Origin of the sequence: Nocardia beijingensis NBRC 16342, assembly GCF_001612785.1 — a bacterium.
Taxonomy (GTDB): domain Bacteria; phylum Actinomycetota; class Actinomycetes; order Mycobacteriales; family Mycobacteriaceae; genus Nocardia; species Nocardia beijingensis.
In genome coordinates, this window is the sequence record NZ_BDBC01000035.1 from 1 (window position 1) to 16942 (window position 16942).

Sequence of the window (16942 nt, forward strand, 5' to 3'; positions counted from 1 at the left end):
CCCCGCCGTTGTCGCGGGTTTCGATGGCCTTGACGGTCTTGTCGAGGGCCTGTCGCAGGACGCGTTTACCGACGGTCCCGACCACGACTTCCAGGATCCGGCCCTTGAGGTTCTTGCCCTCGCGCACGATGACGACATCCAGGTCCGTCTTCCCGTCGGGCCTTCGGTGGAAGGTGTAGGTGTGACCGGAGTGGCCGCCCCATACGTTCGAGTCGGTGGTCGTCATGACGACGCGCTCGGGGTTCGACCAGTCGTAGTGCAGACGTTCCCAGATGCCGCGTGAACCTTCCGTGACGTCGGCCTCACGGCGGCCCTGGTTGTGCACTTCGAGGTATTCGTCGGCGCTGTTGCCGAACACCTGCGAGCGGCCGGGCCCGAAATCGGTGAGCGCGGCGACGAACTGCTCCGGAGTCGAGTTGGTTGTTTCCTTGAAGTGGATGGTGGACATTGCCTGCTCCTTTACTCGAGGGGTGATGGGTCGAAGTCGCGGTTCAGGCATCGCGTCCGCGGGAATCGCCGCGCGTCTCGCGGGCCCGTGTTGCTCCCGTCGGCATCGACGGCTCTGGTTCGAAATCAGGAGGTGAGAGATTTGAGCGAGGCCCTCCTTCGAGGTGTTCGCGCACGCCGTAGAGTTCGCCGACACCAGGCCCAGCACCGCCGTCTGCCCGAAATGGTCCGGAGCGGATGATCGCCCTCGACGTGTGCGGTGTTCCTCTTGATGAAGCATGAACTTCGGCCCCGCCAGGCGCAAGGCTTCGGTGCGACTGGGTGCATCCTCCGGCGCAGAGGGCTCGGCGTTCGAGGCCTTTGCCGTCTTCTTGGGTGTGCGGAGGTTGTCACCCCTTGCGCAACCGCACCGGCCGCGCGACGGTGTCAGTGTGCGTCCAACCCCGCCGGGTTCGTCGGAGGACCCGGCGGATCGACCGATGCTCGGGAGGAAAGATGGCGAACAGGTGGACCGAACAAGACATACCGGACCAGAAGGGACGGCTGGCGGTCGTCACCGGCGCCAACAGCGGGCTCGGGTTCGAGACAGCCCGGGCGCTCGCCGCGCACGGGGCTTCGGTGGTGCTGGCGGTGCGCGATGTGGACAAGGGCAAACATGCCGCGGACCGGATCGCCGACGCGGTTGCCGGCGCGGACACCACCGTCCAACAGCTCGATCTGACCTCGCTGGCATCCGTGCGGACCGCTGCCGAACAGCTGAGATCCGCCCATGCCGCGATCGACCTCCTGATCAACAACGCCGGGGTGATGTACCCGCCGAGGCAGACCACCAGCGACGGTTTCGAGCTGCAATTCGGCACGAATCACTTGGGACACTTCGCGCTCACCGGGCTGCTGCTCGACCGAATGCTGCCCGTGCCGGGCTCACGGGTGGTCACGGTCAGCAGCGTGGGACATCGGATCCGGGCGCGAATCGACTTCGACGATCTCCACTCGGAACGCTCCTACAACCGGGTCGCCGCCTACGGCCGATCCAAGCTGGCGAACCTGATGTTCACCTACGAACTGCAACACCGGCTGTCCGGTACCGGTACCACGATCGCGGTCGCGGCCCACCCCGGTGCCGCGAACACCGACTTGATGCGCAACATGCCCGCCGCGCTGCGCGCGCTCGTGCCTGTTGTCGCGCCCATCGTCACACAGACCCCAGCGATGGGCGCCTTGCCGATCCTCCGCGCAGCAACCGATCCCGGCGTGCTCGGCGGTCAGTACTACGGACCGGGCGGATTCCTGGAGACCCGCGGCTACCCGAAGATCGTCGAATCCAGTTCGCAATCGCACGACACGGCGATCCAGCAACGCTTGTGGAAGATCTCGGAGGATTTGACCGGAGTCGCATTCCCTGTCTGAAGGGATTCCACAGCTCCGATGTCGCATCTTGTGCCCGAACCAACGCGTCGGCCCGCCCGCCGCCACCAACGGCTGGGCACTATCCTGTTCCGCTCTGCGCCATAGCTGTTCCGGTATAATCACGACCAGCGGCGACGACCCCGCGGACGAGGCCGACGCCACTTCGCACACCAAGCCGGGCGACTCATGCCAGTCACACGACAGCCCGCAAGTGTGGAACCGAATCCACGATTCACCGGTGACGCGAGTCAGTGCAGGTCATACGTCCACACCTGGCCGTTGTCCCGGATATTGAAGACGATGGTGCCCGCCTGCGAGAGCGGCGGCGAGTTCGCGTAGCTGATGGCCGCGGGGACGTCGGCCCACAAATGCGCTACCCACGAAGTCTGATCGAGCAGATCCTCTTTCTTGATATCGGCTGCCTCGTTCGCCGTGTGAACAACTGCCGAATCCATACCCGCGGTCATGATTTCCTCCATTTCGCGTAAACGTTCTTTGCCTGCGAAACCGCCCCGCAACGGACGATCAGATTCCCGAGTCTTCGCCTCGGATGCCGTCGTCTCACGAGTAGTCGGCTACGTGTTCCTACGCGGGGATACTCATCGGGACGGAGGGCGGGGTTATCGCTGGCGTTCGGGGACCTCGCCCTGTGCGGTCCGGTGCCGACCGGCGCGCGACGTTACTCCCCCGCTGCGTGGCGGGGTCGTCACCGATCCGCCACATATTTCACAGTTGTACGAATTTGCCGCGCGAGGTCGGATGCAGGTAGTTGCTACTCGTGTCACGGCCGCAGAATCGGCGAAGCATCCTTTCCGAGCGATTTTCATCCCGCCTGATTCGCGAAAGGATATGTGATGGCCGATCTTCCTACACCTGGTGCACGACGCCGCGAATTGTGCGGCACCATGGCAGTTCACCACAAGCTGCTCCAACAGAGCGAAAGCTACCGACAGCGTTCGGCGATGTTCGAGAACCGCGCGCTCGCCTACGAAGCCCGTACGCGCGCACCGATGCACACCGGTCCGATCACGATCCCCGTGGTCGTCCACGTCGTCCATAATCCGGCGTTCCCGGCCGAGAACATCAGCGCGGCCCAGGTCGAGAGCCAGATCACGGTGCTCAACCAGGACTTCCGGGCGACCAATCTCGACCGCGTCGGCGTGCCGACCGTCTGGACCGACCGCATCGCGGACTGTCGCATTCAATTCGCCTTGGCGACAACCGATCCTGATGGCAATGCGACCGACGGCATCACCCGGACCGCCACCGCGAAGACATTCTTCAGCGCCGAAGCCGACGATGTGAAAGCCACCGCGACCGGCGGCGCCGACCCCTGGCCGAGCGACGAATACCTCAACCTCTGGGTGTGCGCCGATCCGCAGACCGCGCCCGGAAACTCGATTCTCGGTTACGCGCAATTCCCTGGCGGTCCCGTCGACACCGATGGCGTCGTCATCGCGACAACCTGCTTCGGCACGATCGGAACCGCCACCGCGCCGTTCCACCTGGGGCGCACCGCGACGCACGAAGTCGGGCACTGGCTGAGTCTGCGCCATATCTGGGGCGATGACGGAAGCGGCTGCTCCGGTGGCGATCTGGTCGACGACACGCCCAACCAGGCCGCCCAGAACTTCGGCAAACCCCAGTTCCCGCACATCTCCTGCAACAACGGTCCCGATGGCGACATGTTCATGAACTACATGGACTACACCGACGACGCGGCGATGTTCATGTTCACCACCGGCCAATCCTTGCGGATGAACGCGTGCCTGGAGGGGCCGAGGGCCTCGTTCCTGGTCGCCGCTCGCGCTCCGGCCGGGGATCTGCGACCGGCGGTGTCCTCCATGGCCGCGGAGACGACGCCCGGACGCGGCGAGGCGGGCGCACCCCGTTCCGTGCCATCGACGAATTCGAGTTCCTCCGGCGGCGCGGGTGCGGTCGCCGACCTCGAGGGTGAGGTAGCGTTGTTGCGTTCATTGCTCGACGAGATCAACGGCGTCCTCGCCCGAGCGCCTCACTGGTCGGCGCCGGGGACCCGGTGAGGATCGCCGGTGACCGGACCGATCCCCATCCTCGGAATATGGGTGCACTCCCACGAGGAGGACACCGCCACGGTGTCGATTTATCGGCCACGTGACTTCCCGTTTCCCCGGTCACGGGGCCGGTGCGGCCTCGAGTTCGGAGAAGACGGCACCGTCGTCGAATACCGTCCCGGCGCCGATGACCGGGCCAGGGTGACGACCGGCTCCTGGCGTGACCTCGGGGACGGCCGTTACTCGATGTCTTTTCCCGCCGAAGACGCGGCGGAGCCCACTACACGTACGCTGCGACGCGACGGGGACGCCCTTGTGGTGGACACCGGGTAATCAGATGTCACACCGCAGTCCGATTCCATCTCATACCAGAGGGTTACGAGTAACGAGAATCCGGCCGATAACTTCGGGGTATCGAAATCCGCGCCCCGCTCCGACATCGACCGGCCGACATCGTCGACGGATGGAGGTGGCGTCTCCGGCTCAGCTCTCAGGAAGATCTATGACGACACCTGCCTTGGTCCCCGAGTCCTCTCCACGGTCGCCGCGGCGCGGCGCCGACGGCGACTACGCCCGTCTGTTGCGCCGGATCTCCGACGCAGGGCTGATGGACCGGCGTCCCGGCTACTACGCCGTCCGGCTCAGCCTCGTCGGGGTCGCGTTCGCAGCCTGCTGGGCAGCGTTCGTCCTCATCGGCGATTCATGGTGGACGCTGCTGGTCGCGGCGTTCATGGCGGTGACGTTCGCTCAGATCGCGCTGGTCATGCACGATGTCGCACATCGCCAAGTTTTCCGTTTACGGCAGCCGACGGAGCTCGTGGGAAGAGTCGTCGGCAACGCAGGCATCGGTCTGGGCTACGGCTGGTGGCAGGACAAGCACACTCGGCATCACGCCAATCCGAACCACGAGGAACTCGACCCCGATGTCGCGCCCGACATTCTGGTCTGGTCACAGCAGCAAGCGCGGTCCAGCCGCGGTCTGCCTCGTCTCATCGGGAGGGCGCAGGCGTTCCTGTTCTTCCCCCTCCTTTTGCTGGAAGGCCTGAACCTTCATGTGGCGGGCGTTCGTGCGCTGAGAAATCGATCGCTCAAAAACCGTGGATCGGAGGGCGTATTGCTGTTGGTCCACTTCGCCACCTACCTGGCGGCCCTGTTCGCGGTTCTGTCCGCCGACAAAGCCTTCGCGTTCCTCGCTGTCCACCAGGGCCTCTTCGGCCTGTACATGGGCTGCATCTTCGCCCCCAACCACAAGGGCATGCCCACCTTCACCGGCGAAGACCGCCCCGACTACCTCCGTCGACAGGTGCTGACGTCCCGCAACGTACGAGGTGGCGCGTTGACCGACCTCGCCCTCGGCGGGCTCAACTATCAGATCGAGCATCATTTGTTCCCGAGTATGCCGACGCCGAACCTGCGTCATGCCCAGGTGATCGTCCGCGACTACTGCACCGAAATAGGCGTGCCCTACCACGAAACCGGGCTGATCTCCTCGTACCGCGAGGCGCTGAGACACTTGCACCATGTCGGCGCTCCTCTGCGCACCCCCGATCGACACCCGGGTACCGAAGTGTCACAACGGAATTGAACACAAGCGCGCCCTGGAAGCACCCCGCAGGTGCTTCACATCGCCATCCGACGAAAGTCCCAAAGCCCGTTGGTCTTCCGATTGCTGCACTGACCAGTGCACATCCGCGCGGTACGCGCCATGAGCGGACGTAGTCGGACGGTGGCCTACCGACGCCATGGATCGCCCGCTCGATCAACTCGGTGAACCATTCGCTCGCGAAATCGAGTGTCAGTCGGCGAGGATCCGCTCCACTCCCTCCCGATAGGTGGTGACCTGGAAGTCGGGAAAGCGGGCCGCGAACTTCGAGCTGTCGAAGATGTTGTCGTCGCGGTAGCGGCCGAGCAGCTCGTACATCTCGTCGAGCGGCTCGACGAAGCGGCGCCCGAGGCGGAAAGCGAGCATCGGCAGCACCGTGTAGCCGATCTTGCGGCCGGTGACCTCGCCGGCGATCTCGATGAGCTGGGCGTAGGACTGCCGGTTCGGGTCGATCGGTAGGTGCCACGTCTGGCCGTAGGCATCCGGGGTGTTGCCGAGCAGGGCCAGCGCCCGGCTCGCGTCGGGGGTCCAGATCAGGGAGCGCTCGGCGTGGGCGTCGACCGGGACGAACGGCCGCTTGCCCGCCCTGATTCGGTCGAACACCAACGAATTCGTGTAGCTCTTGGTCGAGCCGGGACCGTAGAACTCGGGGGCGCGGCCGATGAGGCCCTGAATCCGGCCGGCCCGGATGGCCGCGAGCAGCATGGTGGCGAGCTCGCCACGGACACGTCCCTTGCGACCGCCCGGTGCGAATGCTGTCGACTCGGTCTGGGGCGCCGACGTTCCGGGATACATGTAGGTGTTGTCGAAGAAGACGAGCTTCGTCCCGTGTTCGGCGCAGGCGTCGATGACGTTGCGCATGATGACAGGGAACTGACGCTCCCACAGCTCCGAGTCCAGGGGCAGGCCGACGGTGAGGTAGGCGATCCGGCTGCCCGCGACAGCACGCCTGGTGGCCTCGGCATCGGTGAGGTCCGCGGCCACGAGCTCATCGGTGTCGTCGACCTGCGTCGGCCTGCGGCTGACGAGGCGAATGTCCTTGGTGTGGTTGCGGTGGAGCTCGTTCACGAGCCCGTCGGCGATCGGTCCGCCTGCGCCGAGGACGGTCTGCATTTGGTCTCCTCGAGGTGATGAGGTCGGTTCCTCCGGACGTGCGCTATGTTTACGGTGCTAACAGAGCGTAGAAGGGCGAAGTAAGCAATGTCAACATCCGAGAAGAGTGGCTACCATCACGGCGACCTGCGGGCAGCACTGCTGTCGACCGCGATGGAGATGCTCGAGGCCGGCGAGCCCTTCTCGCTCCGCGCCGTTGCGCGCAGGGCAGGCGTGTCGCCGACGGCGCCGTACCGCCACTTCAAGGACCGCGACGCACTGGAGTCCGCACTGGCCGTCGAGGGCTTCCGGGACCTCCTGGCGGACCTTGGCGAGGGTCGCAACCCGCCCGCCTCACTCGCGGACCTGGCCGAGTTCGCGGTCGCTTACGTCGCCTTCGCGCTGCGGCGCCCGGCTCTCTTCCGCGTGATGTTCGGCAAGCCGTGCGACGATGCGGATGACGAGCGGGTCAAGGCCGCTGACGCCCTGCACGAGTTGCTGGCCGACGCGCTCGACCAGGTCTTCCCCGAGGCGGACGCCTCGGCCCTGACATCGGCGAGCTGGGGGCTCGCTCATGGACTGGCCTGCCTGTACCTCGACGGCAAGCTGCAGGCGGCGTCGGGCGAGGAGGTCGCCGAGCGGGTGCGCAGTGCCTTCCTCGCGATCGCGTCGGTCGGCTCCTGACGCGTCTCACGGACCCGCCCCGCGCCTCACGCCTCCGTTGTTGACAGTGCTTACATCCCATGCGAGGATCCTTCGCTTACATCGGGGGAGAGTCGATGGCATCGACCGAGCGACTCCACGGCTTCACTCCGCCCCGTGGGGAGTCGAGCACGAGCAGTGGGCGCGGATCAGGGTCTGCTCGAAGCTCGCCTCGTCGAACACGTGCCAGGCGTGCGTGAGTTCGGAGAGCCACAGCCCAGTTGCGCGGGTCGGGGTCGTCGTAGTGGCCGACGTTGGTGACGACGTGGAGTTCGGCGAGCAGCCCACGGCGCTCGTAGTAGCGCAGCGGCTGGATCGGGTCGGCCGGTGACGTGATCCGTGCGGCCGCCGATGGCCCTCGAAACCGCCGATCACCGCAGGCAGCGGACTGCACGCGTTTCCGTGCGTATGGCGGTGCGCAAGGGGTAGGCCGCATATGCAACCTACTTCGACGAATGGAGGCGTCATGAGAGACGTCGGCGACACCGTTCACGCAGGCCACGGCCGTCCCCTTCGAATTCCCCGTAGCCGGGGAGCCCTCGGCGGACTCGCGGTGCTGCTGCTGGGCTTCTGGGGCGCGCTCATCCCGTTCATCGGACCCTACTTCGACTTCGCGTTCACTCCGGACGACCCGTGGGTGTGGACGGAGGCGCGCGGGTGGCTCCAGGTGTTGCCCGGCGTCGCCGCGATCATCGGCGGATTGCTCATGCTGGTCAGCCGCAACCGGCTCGTGGCGAGCTTCGGGGCGTGGCTGGCAGCGGCGGCGGGCTTGTGGTTCGTGATCGGGCCGATACTGGCGGACACCCTGAACATCGGGAATGTGGGCGAACCCGTCGCCACGTCCGATCTGAAACGGGCCCTGCTGCAACTGGCCTACTTCTATGGTCTCGGAGCGCTGATCCTGTTCTTCGCCGCGGCCTCACTCGGCCGGTTGTCCGTGCGCAGCGCACGCGATATCGCCTTCGCGCGACGCGAGGTCGATACCAGAGCCGCCGAGGTCGACAGTCAGCGCCGCGTAGCCGACGTGCCGGGCCCGGAACCCGTCTCCCGGGACGAAGCCACACCGGGGCTGCGAGCGAACAAACCCGGGCTGTATCGCAGCTGACCTCGCCTCCAACGTCGAGTGCGGTCGAGAAGCGCCGAGCGTCTGCGCGCAGCGGATCCGTGCGCGACTCTTCGAGTTCGCGCATTTCCCCAATGTGACCGCATGGTCGGCGGTGCCGATCCGGCGGTCATCTGGTGCGGCGCCCAGACCGGAGTGCCGCACGCACCCAGATGGCCGTCGTCGCGTCCGGGCGTAAACGACTCCCCGAGGCCGTGCGCCGAGCGTTCGTCGGATGGTGGGGCTACTCGAACCCACGGCCAGATCATGACCTGAAAGCTTGTCGCACAGTGCTTTCGAACCGCAGCTATGCCGAGGGCATTGCCATGTTCCGGTCACCGGGTCGGCTCTGCCGGCTGCAGCGACTTCACCGGCCTGCCGAAGTGACCGCCGGGGCCCTCCTCGCCTCTTCCCGCACCGATGCCGTGTCCGCAGTCGTGCCGATGCCGCTGACTACCCTTCACGGCGTCCGGTAGCACCGGGGCAACCTCCAACCAACGCAGGCAGGCCGCAGGGCCACTGGGAAGGGGCGCTGGCGCACATGATCGTAGAGCCCGACCTGAAGCTTGCGGCGTTGTGCGTGTGCATGGTCGCCCTCACAGCCGCGTGGTACAGGGTGGCGCAAGTGGGACCGCCGTCGGTGGCGCCGCGCGCCGCGGCCCGCGGCGCGGTGCAACTCGGAGTCGTCGCGCTGGTCCTGGCTGCGGCACTCTCCCATCTTTGGTCCGCGGTGCTCGTGCTGGCCGTCATGTTCGCCGCCGCGGTGGCAACCGCCGCGCAGCGATGCTGCGCAGGCTGGTCGGGGATGTGGCTCACCCTCGCGCTCGGGGCGGGAATCGGGACCGTGTTGCCGCTGATGCTGATCACCGGCGTGGTCCCACTCACCGGTGTCGCAGTGGTCCCGATCGGCGGGATCGTACTGGGCGGGACAATGACCGCGACATCGCTCGCGGCACGTCGTGCCCTCGACACCGTCGAGCTACGCCGGGGTGAAGTCGAGGCGGCGATGAGTCTGGGCTTCACCGAACGGGAAGCACGACTAGAGGTCATCCGACCGAGCGCTGGTGACGCCCTGCTCCCTGGCGTCGATCAGACCCGCACCGTCGGATTGGTTACCTTGCCCGGCGCTTTCGTCGGCGTATTGCTCACCAGCGGCTCAGCCCTGCAAGCCGCCGCAGTACAGATGCTGATTCTCACCGGCCTGCTGCTGGCCCAAGCGACCGCGGTCGCGGTGACCACTGAACTGATCGCACGATCGAAAGTCCATCGCACACCGCAGTAGCGACGGGTTCACCGCAAGCAGCAACACGGTGCCCGGGGGGCGTACTGCACGGGCGGAACTGCTGCGCCGTTGGGACGAGCAGCGCCGTCCATGCCCACAGCGCCCGATCTACATTCCGAGAAGGAAATCTCCCGTGGTATCGCCGCCCCCGGCCGAGAGCTCACGGTAGGCCGGCGAGGGCTGCGACGACAGCCCATGCGTCGGAATGCGGTTCCGATGTCCAGGGGGCCGTAGGTTTGTGGATACGCAGCGAAACCACGCCGTGCAGGGCGCACCACACACGCAGCGCGAGGTCCGGGGATTTCTCGGCGGCGGGTAACAGATCGGTGAGACGGTCCAGCAGATCCAGCCCTGGCCCGGTGCCGGACTCGATCGGGGGATCGGGACGCTCGAACAGCAATTGGTAGGCGCCCGGATGGCTCTCGGCCCAGGTGAGATAGGCATCGACCAACGAGCGCAGTCGGTCGGCCCGAGTGCCGTCCGCAGGGACTGCGGCGTCCAGCGCCTGCCGCAGCCGACCGAACAGTTCCTCGGTCACGGCGTAGTTCAGCGCGTCCTGAGACGGGAAGTGCATGTAGACCGCGCTGGGCGCGACGCCGCAGGCCCGGGCGATGGCCCGCAGTGACGGCGTCGGCAACGCCTGCGGTTCCAGCAGCAGTTCGATCGCGGCGGCAACCAGCTCCGCGCGCAGCCGCTCGCCCTCTCCACGTACTCGTCGCTGACGTGTATCGGTCATCGAGCCTCCCTTGACAAGCCTCACTGAACAGCTGTTAAGTATTGCTAGCTTAACACCTGTTCACCTTAGGGAGGCAAACATGAGGAACTGGGAAGGCGCGACCGCGGTCGTGACCGGCGCCAGCAGCGGGATCGGCGCGGCGTTCGCCACCGCCTTGGCCGAAAGACGTTGCGACCTGATCCTGGTGGCCAGGCGCGAGGATCGGCTGCGCCAGCTGGCGACAGATCTCGAACGCACCTTCGGTATTCGCGCTCGGGTCGTCACCGCCGACCTTTCGATTCCCGCGGACGTCGAGCGACTCGCCGACGCGCTGAGCGCGGAGGCCAACCCGATCGACCTGCTGGTCAACAATGCCGGTTTCGCAACCCACGGCCCGCTCGTCGACCACGACTCGGCGCGAACGCGCGAGGAGATCGCCGTCAACATCACCGCCGTCGCGGAACTGACCCGGGCGGTACTGCCGGACATGATTCGGCGCGGCGACGGAGCGGTGATCAACATCGCCTCCACCGCGGCGTTCCAACCGATCCCGTTCATGGCCGTCTATGGCGCGACGAAGGCGTTCGTGCTGTCGTTCACCGAGGCGCTGTGGGGCGAACTCGAAGGCAGTGGCGTCACCGCCCTCGCCGTGTGCCCGGGCGCTACCGACACCGAGTTCTTCGATGTCGCGGGCGAGGCCGCCGGCGTCGGCCGACGGCAGACATCGGAGCAGGTGGTGGCCACGGCACTCCGCGAACTGGACCGCGACGCGCCCCGGCCGAGCGTGGTATCCGGACTGGCGAACGCGGTGTCCGCGCGTCTGCCGCGATACCTGCCGCGCCGCACCACGATTCGCCTGACCCGTAGATTGGTCGCCGCGAAATGAGGTTGTACGGTTTCACCCCCGGACACAGGTCGCGGCATGGATGGCGGCCTCGCGCAACAGCTCGGGGAGCCTGAGCGAGGCGAGAAAGGTTGCGCGACAACCTCCTTCCGTGACAGTGCGCTGTAGGTACTACGCTCGTCGCAATATCGGCATCGGTCACGTGGTGGAGGAAAGGCGTAATGGAGGATCTCGCCGCGCGATTCGAGGAACTGGGCCTGCTGGTACCGATCCCGCACCCATGGGACATAACGAAATACATCGCCCGGGTGGCGGAGTACCGGAAGCGCCCGATCACATTGTGCCCTATCGGCATCGGCGCGCTTTCGGGCGGCGGCTGCGGCACCGGAAGTGGTCTGTGGATCGCCCGGGAAGGTGACGACGTGATCATGTACGGGGCCGACACCGAATGGCATGCCGATCACATCATCGCCCACGAGATCGGTCACATGCTGCTCGGCCACGGAGGGAACACGAGCGGCCCCGATGATGCCGCGGCCGACCTGCCGTTGCGGGAATTGATGCCCTCGCTGTCGCTGGAAACCATCCGCGGCGTACTGCGCCGCCAGGACTACGACAGCGAGCACGAGCGCGCCGCCGAAACCTTCGCCGACCTGCTGCTGGTGGAAGCGATGCTGCCGAAGCGGTCGGCGAGCCGATTCCGCTCCACCTTCTTCCGACACCGGCACCGATGAGATGACCTCGCCGATCCCGGGTCTGATCACCTGGCCTGTGCTGGCAGGTCTCACCATGGTGCTCGCCGGTCGGTGCTGGCTGTTGCGGGACAGCATCGTCGACGCGCTCGTCAACCGCGCGCTCGCCGCCGCTGTCTTCGAACACCTGTTGCGTGAGGCATGGTTCGAACGGTCGCTGGCCCGGCTGCTGCCCGGCGACGCCGGCGACGTGGTGCACCTCGCCCAGCAGCTCTCCCTGGGAGCAACCGTGTTGGCCGTCTCCTACATCTACGGCATCGCCAAGTTGTGGGCAGGCGCCGATCCCGCCCACACGTGGCGCAGGCAGCGGAAATATCACCTCGTCACGATCACCGCCACCGCCGTCATCCTGATCGCGGGGACGCCCGCGCGCCGAGCAGACCAGTTGATCGACCAAGCCCTCGGCTGGCCTGCTGTCGTGGTCTGGGTCGCGTTCTCCTTGCCGCTCGGCGCCACGGCCCTGCTCGTCGGCCGGGCGAGTGTGCGCGAGCTGCGCGCCGCAGGCGACGCCACCTGGCAAGAACGCGCACTCTACACAGTGGTGCTCTGCACCGCGATGGGCCTCGCGGCCGTGGCGGTCATCTACCCGTTCGAGGCCATCGGAGATGTCCTGACAGGCCGGCCGTCATTCGATCCCCAGATGCGTTGGAAAGCCTGGAGCGGCTTCCTTCTCTCGGCCGTCGGCGCTCCCGCCGCAGTCACGGTGCCGCTGATCAGCACCCTGCTCACCCGCTACGGATGGGACCGCGCCGGCCGATACTGCCGCCGCCTACGTCCGATGTGGGCCGACCTCACCGCAGCCGTACCCGAAATCGTCCTGCAGATGCGGGACCGAACGGACCCGGCGATCCGTCTGCACCGCATGACGGTCGAGATCCGCGACAGCCTGCTGCACCTCGAGCGCTACAGCGCAGGGCCCGACGACCCTGCCGCCACCAGCGCTGACCCACATATCCATGCCCGACGCGTCGCCGAGGCCATTGCCGCCAAAGCCGCCGGCCACCCCCCGAACAAGAGCCGATCCACACCCCGGCACCAAGTCCAACCGGGGGCACGGGACCTCACCGCGGAGCTGCGCCGGCTACTCGCACTCGCCGAGGCATGGCCAGGAGTTCGCAACCTGACGGAGTCGCCGTAGCGTCGCGCCCGGATGCGCGGAAACCGAAAACCCGGGGGTGCGACGGAGGGGAAGCCGACGGCCGAAGCAGCGGCGCGCTCGGCCGGGGATGAAATGCGCCACATGAGACGTGGTCTCAGTGTCCGTACTCCGGTGCGGCCTGCAAGTCTGGTGCGGCGGCGGCCAGCAATGCGTCGCGGTCGCGGTTCAACGGTGGGTAGATACGCCGGGTGTTGATGGCGCGCTTGGTGTCTTTGGCCTCCTCGCCGCATGCGACCACATGGCGGTCCCACCCCTCGGTATACACCGCTCCTGCCGGTCCCAGATCGAGAACCGTTACATACCAAGGGATCCGCAACGGCTTCATGGGCTCGCCCAGAAGGTCGCCGATGACGTTGTATCCGGCCCATCGGCCCATCGGGCGGCTGTGCTGGCAGGACATCACCGACATATGATCGTCGTCCATTCTCGCGGCAGCGACGTCGCCTGCGGCGAATACCCCGGGAACACCGCAGACACGAAGATAGTCGTCGACGGGGAGTCGCCCCAGCCGGTCACGGTCGACGCCGAAGTCCGCGGTCAGCAGGCTGGCCCGCATGCCCGCACACCAGACGACAGTGGCGGCGGGCACCATTTCACCCGAGGACAGCGTCACGCCGCGTTCATCGATGGACACCACCCCGACGCCCAACTTGGTCTCGATCCCGGTGGAGGCCAACGCCGCCTCGATGACCGGTCGGGCCGATGCACCCATGTCCGAGCCGACGAACGGGTTGCGGTCGACCAGGATGACCCGCGGTGGGACGGCACGCGCGGCGAAAACGTCGGCGAGCATCGCGGGCAGCGCGGTCGCCTCTTCGATCCCCGTCAAACCCGCCCCGACGACGACTACCGTCGCGGCCGCCGGGTCAGCGGGGCCCTCGGCGAGCCGGCGCAAGTGAGCCTGCAGTCTCGTCGCCGCGTCGTGGGTATCGATGTCGAATCCGAACTCCCGCAGGCCAGGGATATCGGGCTTGACCACCTGGCTGCCCAACGCGAGCACCAGCCGGTCGTAGCGATGAGCGCCCGCGGTGGATTCCACGATTCGCGCCACAGCGTCGATCGCCGTCACTTCGCCGATGATGTGCTCGATTCCGACCGGATCGAGAAGAACGCTGAGCGGGATGCGAGATGTGCTCAGATCGGTCTCATAGTCACGCACGCGGATGTCGTGGTACGGCGTGGAACTGATCACCGTCATATCGACGGTTCCGCCCGCCACACCGAGTTCGTCGAGCCGCCGGGCCGCGGCGAGCGCCGCCCACAGACCCGCGAACCCGGACCCGAGGACCACGACACGCGACGGATCGGTCACCGCAACGCGCTGCACATCGTCATTCTAAACTTCGCGATCCTATTGAATCCGACGTCAACTTCAAGTAGCGTGCCGACCACTGACGTGACCCGCGTCACATCAGGTTCGTTTCTCACCCTGGAGATTGGTATGACTCCGAATTCGGATTCCGGCAGCCCGGATCAGAAGAAATTACGGCGCCTCATGGCCGCTGCCCTGGTGGGCAGTTCGATCGAATGGTACGACTTCTTTATCTACGGAACAGCTGCTGCCTTGGTATTCGGCAAGCTGTTCTTTCCCCATGCGTCGCCGCTGATGGGCACCTTGCTGTCCTTCAGCACCTTCTGGGCGGGCTTCATCGCCCGGCCACTGGGCGGACTGATCTTCGGGCACATCGGCGACACCTTCGGCCGCAAGCCGGCGCTGGTCTCGTGCCTGATCCTGGTCGCCGCATCCACCTGCACGATCGGCCTGCTGCCCACCTCCAAGTCGATCGGCGTGGCCGCGCCGATTCTGCTGGTGACATTGCGGTTCCTCCAGGGCATCGCCGTGGGAGGCCAGTGGGGCGGGGTCACCCTGCTGCTCACCGAAACCACCAAGCCGAACCGCAAGGGCCAAGCGGGCACCTTCGGCCAGATGGGCGTGCCCTTGGGCCTGCTACTGGGCACCGGCGCGTTCCTCCTGGTCAGCGCATACGTCAAGGGTGCCGACTTTCTGAGCTGGGGTTGGCGTATCCCGTTCCTGGCCAGCGCCGCGCTGTTCCCGGTGGTGCTGTTCATCCAGCTCCGCATCGAGGACTCCCCTGAGTTCCGCCGGCTGCAGACCAAAGCCGCCGCGGCCTCGACCGCGGTCGCGCAGGCCCCGATTCTCGAAGTACTGCGCACGCGCTCGAAGCGGGTTCTGCTCGGCGCCGGGCTGCTGTTCGGAACAAACGCCATCTTCTACATCAGCGTCGCCGGTGTGCTCGATTACGGTGTGCGCGAACTCGGCCTGGCCCGCAACAGCCTGCTGGCCGTCTCTCTGCTCTCCTCGGCCATCGGAGTGCCCGTCATCTATCTCGCCGGCTCGCTGTCCGACCGTGTGGGCCGCCGCCCATTGATACTGGTCGGGGCAGCGCTCATGGCGCTGTGGGCATTCCCCTTCTTCTGGCTGGTGGGTAGCGGATCGCTCACGGCGATCATGATCGCAACCATTGTCGGCAGCGGCATCGGCTCCGGGCTGGTGTACGGCCCGTTGGCGGCGTATCTCGCGGAACTGTTCGAGCCCCGAATCCGCTACTCCGGCATAACGCTGGCCTACCAGCTGGCCGCCATCCTGGTCAGTGGTGGCACGCCCTTCCTCATGACCGCGCTGCTGGCGGCAACCGGTTCGACAGCGTCGGTCTCCGCCTTCCTCATGGTCATGGCGCTGTGCACGTTCGGCTGCGCATGGGCACTGCCGGAAACCGTGTCGGCCGAGCAGTCGGCGACGGCCGGCGGGAACGCCTCCGTCTCCGTTCCGTCCTGATCAGCGTCGTCTGATCGAACCGAACAACTGCCAACAGGATCCACGTGAACGCCACCACGGGGCGTTGGCCTGCTGCATAGTTGTAAACGCTCGCGTACCTGACTTGTACGCGAGCGTTTACAACTTCAGGTTCATGATCGGATCAGAGACCCTCATGAGGACGAGAACATCTGCTGCTGCGGTCGGCGCTGCGGCCATCACAGCCCTGCCCGTTGGAACCGCAGACGGATTCCCCGGAACGGCCCACGCCGACAGCGCGCCCGGTGGGGATAGGCCAGTGGTGATCACGGTCGACACCAGTGCGGACGAAACCGCGGCCGATCCCGGACGCTATGTTTTGGCGCTACCGCCCGACCCGCAGAAAGTGCAGGGCCGCAACGCCGACCCGACCACGGGAGACCTGAACCTCACCGCGCCGACGGTGCTGCGTGGCGCGGGCCGTGACCGGACGGCGCTGGACGCCAACGGGATCGACAGGGTGCTCAGGGAAAGTGGTATCGCCCCGTGGAATCGCCGGGCGCGGCGGCGGTGTCGATGTGCAAGGCCGGGGTGTGGTGACTTTCGATATTCCACCATCAGGGCGAACACCTCCGGTATCGCATCGGCCAACTGCGCGACGGCATTCGCGCCGATTGTCTCCGAGGGTGGCAAGACCAGCGACGACGCTTCCTGCGAGCTCACCGGGGCAGGCGACAGCGTCGTGTCCTAGCCGGCGGGCGTAGCCGGCCCGAGTAATGCGCGGTGAATGTTCGTCACCGTGTCTTCGAGCGCGAGCAAATCCCCCCGTCACGCAAGGTCCGGCGAACCAGCGCTGGTGATATGCGCGACCGTCGCAGTGAGATAGCCGCGATCCGCGACAACGACGGTCACACCGAACAACAGCCGCTGACGCTGCGACACCGTCACCAGATCACGAGCGAGGCTGTGCGGCAGGGTCGTCAGAGTCGGTTCCAGCAACTTCCTGCGTCCCACCCCATCTTCACATCAGGGTGCGCGCACGGGCT

18 protein-coding genes and 1 pseudogene are annotated in these 16942 nt (G+C 66.4%); 12 read left to right on the top strand and 7 right to left on the bottom strand.

Annotated features, from left to right (window positions below):
* Positions 1-448 (bottom strand): hypothetical protein (locus tag NB3_RS20690; protein WP_067805932.1); only part of this gene is annotated, 448 nt, incomplete at its 3' end.
* Positions 449-942: 494 nt separating this feature from the next.
* On the opposite strand from NB3_RS20690, the gene NB3_RS20695 reads away from it, so the two are divergent.
* Positions 943-1857, top strand: coding sequence for an SDR family NAD(P)-dependent oxidoreductase (locus tag NB3_RS20695; RefSeq protein WP_067805937.1), 915 nt, complete (start codon positions 943-945; stop codon positions 1855-1857).
* Between the two features lie 248 nt (positions 1858-2105).
* On the opposite strand, the gene NB3_RS20700 is transcribed toward NB3_RS20695, so the two are convergent.
* Positions 2106-2324 carry a hypothetical protein gene (locus NB3_RS20700; protein WP_157111917.1) on the bottom strand — a complete coding sequence of 73 codons (219 nt, stop codon included), beginning with the start codon at positions 2322-2324 and terminating at the stop codon, positions 2106-2108.
* Positions 2325-2819: 495 nt separating this feature from the next.
* Here NB3_RS20700 and NB3_RS20705 point away from each other — a divergent pair, with 495 nt between their 5' ends.
* From NB3_RS20705 to NB3_RS20715, 3 genes are all read left to right on the top strand, one after another.
* Positions 2820-3899: a zinc metalloprotease gene (locus NB3_RS20705; protein ID WP_067805943.1), complete on the top strand. Its 1080-nt coding sequence runs from the start codon at positions 2820-2822 to the stop codon at positions 3897-3899.
* Positions 3900-3908: 9 nt separating this feature from the next.
* Positions 3909-4223, top strand: coding sequence for a hypothetical protein (locus tag NB3_RS20710; RefSeq protein WP_157111919.1), 315 nt, complete (start codon positions 3909-3911; stop codon positions 4221-4223).
* A gap of 169 nt (positions 4224-4392) precedes the next feature.
* Positions 4393-5475, top strand: a complete 1083-nt coding sequence (locus NB3_RS20715; protein ID WP_067805947.1) for a fatty acid desaturase family protein — start codon at positions 4393-4395, stop codon at positions 5473-5475.
* Between the two features lie 210 nt (positions 5476-5685).
* Here NB3_RS20715 and NB3_RS20720 read toward each other — a convergent pair whose 3' ends face one another.
* Entirely contained in the window at positions 5686-6606 is a 921-nt protein-coding gene (locus NB3_RS20720) for an NAD-dependent epimerase/dehydratase family protein (protein WP_067805950.1), read from the bottom strand.
* A gap of 87 nt (positions 6607-6693) precedes the next feature.
* Here NB3_RS20720 and NB3_RS20725 point away from each other — a divergent pair, with 87 nt between their 5' ends.
* Positions 6694-7269, top strand: coding sequence for a TetR/AcrR family transcriptional regulator (locus tag NB3_RS20725; RefSeq protein ID WP_067805952.1), 576 nt, complete (start codon positions 6694-6696; stop codon positions 7267-7269).
* A 165-nt stretch (positions 7270-7434) separates the two neighbouring features.
* Here the strand turns inward: NB3_RS20725 and NB3_RS36315 are convergent.
* Positions 7435-7570 (bottom strand): annotated as a pseudogene (locus tag NB3_RS36315) (type 1 glutamine amidotransferase domain-containing protein); the annotation flags it as partial.
* A gap of 183 nt (positions 7571-7753) precedes the next feature.
* Between NB3_RS36315 and NB3_RS20730 the strand changes: the two are divergent.
* Positions 7754-8392, top strand: a complete 639-nt coding sequence (locus tag NB3_RS20730; protein ID WP_067805956.1) for a hypothetical protein — start codon at positions 7754-7756, stop codon at positions 8390-8392.
* Positions 8393-8930: 538 nt separating this feature from the next.
* Positions 8931-9671, top strand: coding sequence for an ABC transporter permease (locus NB3_RS20735; RefSeq protein WP_157111920.1), 741 nt, complete (start codon positions 8931-8933; stop codon positions 9669-9671).
* A 160-nt stretch (positions 9672-9831) separates the two neighbouring features.
* On the opposite strand, the gene NB3_RS20740 is transcribed toward NB3_RS20735, so the two are convergent.
* Entirely contained in the window at positions 9832-10407 is a 576-nt protein-coding gene (locus tag NB3_RS20740) for a TetR/AcrR family transcriptional regulator (protein WP_067805958.1), read from the bottom strand.
* 79 nt (positions 10408-10486) lie between these two features.
* Here NB3_RS20740 and NB3_RS20745 point away from each other — a divergent pair, with 79 nt between their 5' ends.
* The 3 genes from NB3_RS20745 (at position 10487) to NB3_RS20755 (ending at position 13120) form a co-directional block, all read left to right on the top strand.
* Positions 10487-11272: an SDR family NAD(P)-dependent oxidoreductase gene (locus tag NB3_RS20745; RefSeq protein ID WP_067805960.1), complete on the top strand. Its 786-nt coding sequence runs from the start codon at positions 10487-10489 to the stop codon at positions 11270-11272.
* A 179-nt stretch (positions 11273-11451) separates the two neighbouring features.
* Positions 11452-11964, top strand: a complete 513-nt coding sequence (locus tag NB3_RS20750; RefSeq protein ID WP_067805962.1) for a zinc metalloprotease — start codon at positions 11452-11454, stop codon at positions 11962-11964.
* Between the two features lies 1 nt (position 11965).
* Positions 11966-13120 carry an MAB_1171c family putative transporter gene (locus NB3_RS20755; protein WP_067805965.1) on the top strand — a complete coding sequence of 385 codons (1155 nt, stop codon included), beginning with the start codon at positions 11966-11968 and terminating at the stop codon, positions 13118-13120.
* Between the two features lie 115 nt (positions 13121-13235).
* Here NB3_RS20755 and NB3_RS20760 read toward each other — a convergent pair whose 3' ends face one another.
* A complete protein-coding gene (locus tag NB3_RS20760; RefSeq protein ID WP_067806058.1) occupies positions 13236-14453 on the bottom strand; it encodes an NAD(P)/FAD-dependent oxidoreductase in 1218 nt (405 codons plus the stop codon).
* 129 nt (positions 14454-14582) lie between these two features.
* Here NB3_RS20760 and NB3_RS20765 point away from each other — a divergent pair, with 129 nt between their 5' ends.
* Together NB3_RS20765 and NB3_RS20770 are read left to right on the top strand one after the other, a co-directional pair.
* The gene (locus tag NB3_RS20765) at positions 14583-15938 is read left to right on the top strand and encodes an MFS transporter (protein ID WP_067805968.1); all 1356 of its coding nucleotides are present in this window, start codon (positions 14583-14585) and stop codon (positions 15936-15938) included.
* A 133-nt stretch (positions 15939-16071) separates the two neighbouring features.
* Positions 16072-16647, top strand: a complete 576-nt coding sequence (locus tag NB3_RS20770; RefSeq protein WP_169810723.1) for a hypothetical protein — start codon at positions 16072-16074, stop codon at positions 16645-16647.
* A 77-nt stretch (positions 16648-16724) separates the two neighbouring features.
* Here NB3_RS20770 and NB3_RS20775 read toward each other — a convergent pair whose 3' ends face one another.
* On the bottom strand, positions 16725-16910 hold the full coding sequence (locus tag NB3_RS20775) for a hypothetical protein (protein ID WP_067805972.1): 186 nt from the start codon (positions 16908-16910) through the stop codon (positions 16725-16727).
* Between the last annotated feature and the right edge of the window lie 32 nt (positions 16911-16942).

Bases quoted from the DNA above. Each gene is read 5' to 3' on its own strand.
- NB3_RS20745 (WP_067805960.1), top strand. From the start codon at position 10,487: ATGAGGAACTGGGAAGGCGCGACCGCGGTCGTGACCGGCGCCAGCAGC.
- NB3_RS20730 (WP_067805956.1), top strand. From the start codon at position 7,754: ATGAGAGACGTCGGCGACACCGTTCACGCAGGCCACGGCCGTCCCCTT.
- NB3_RS20770 (WP_169810723.1), top strand. From the start codon at position 16,072: ATGATCGGATCAGAGACCCTCATGAGGACGAGAACATCTGCTGCTGCG.
- NB3_RS20720 (WP_067805950.1), bottom strand. From the start codon at position 6,606: ATGCAGACCGTCCTCGGCGCAGGCGGACCGATCGCCGACGGGCTCGTG.
- NB3_RS20765 (WP_067805968.1), top strand. From the start codon at position 14,583: ATGACTCCGAATTCGGATTCCGGCAGCCCGGATCAGAAGAAATTACGG.
- NB3_RS20740 (WP_067805958.1), bottom strand. From the start codon at position 10,407: ATGACCGATACACGTCAGCGACGAGTACGTGGAGAGGGCGAGCGGCTG.
- NB3_RS20735 (WP_157111920.1), top strand. From the start codon at position 8,931: ATGATCGTAGAGCCCGACCTGAAGCTTGCGGCGTTGTGCGTGTGCATG.
- NB3_RS20755 (WP_067805965.1), top strand. From the start codon at position 11,966: ATGACCTCGCCGATCCCGGGTCTGATCACCTGGCCTGTGCTGGCAGGT.
- NB3_RS20725 (WP_067805952.1), top strand. From the start codon at position 6,694: ATGTCAACATCCGAGAAGAGTGGCTACCATCACGGCGACCTGCGGGCA.
- NB3_RS20705 (WP_067805943.1), top strand. From the start codon at position 2,820: ATGTTCGAGAACCGCGCGCTCGCCTACGAAGCCCGTACGCGCGCACCG.
- NB3_RS20750 (WP_067805962.1), top strand. From the start codon at position 11,452: ATGGAGGATCTCGCCGCGCGATTCGAGGAACTGGGCCTGCTGGTACCG.
- NB3_RS20695 (WP_067805937.1), top strand. From the start codon at position 943: ATGGCGAACAGGTGGACCGAACAAGACATACCGGACCAGAAGGGACGG.
- NB3_RS20700 (WP_157111917.1), bottom strand. From the start codon at position 2,324: ATGACCGCGGGTATGGATTCGGCAGTTGTTCACACGGCGAACGAGGCA.
- NB3_RS20715 (WP_067805947.1), top strand. From the start codon at position 4,393: ATGACGACACCTGCCTTGGTCCCCGAGTCCTCTCCACGGTCGCCGCGG.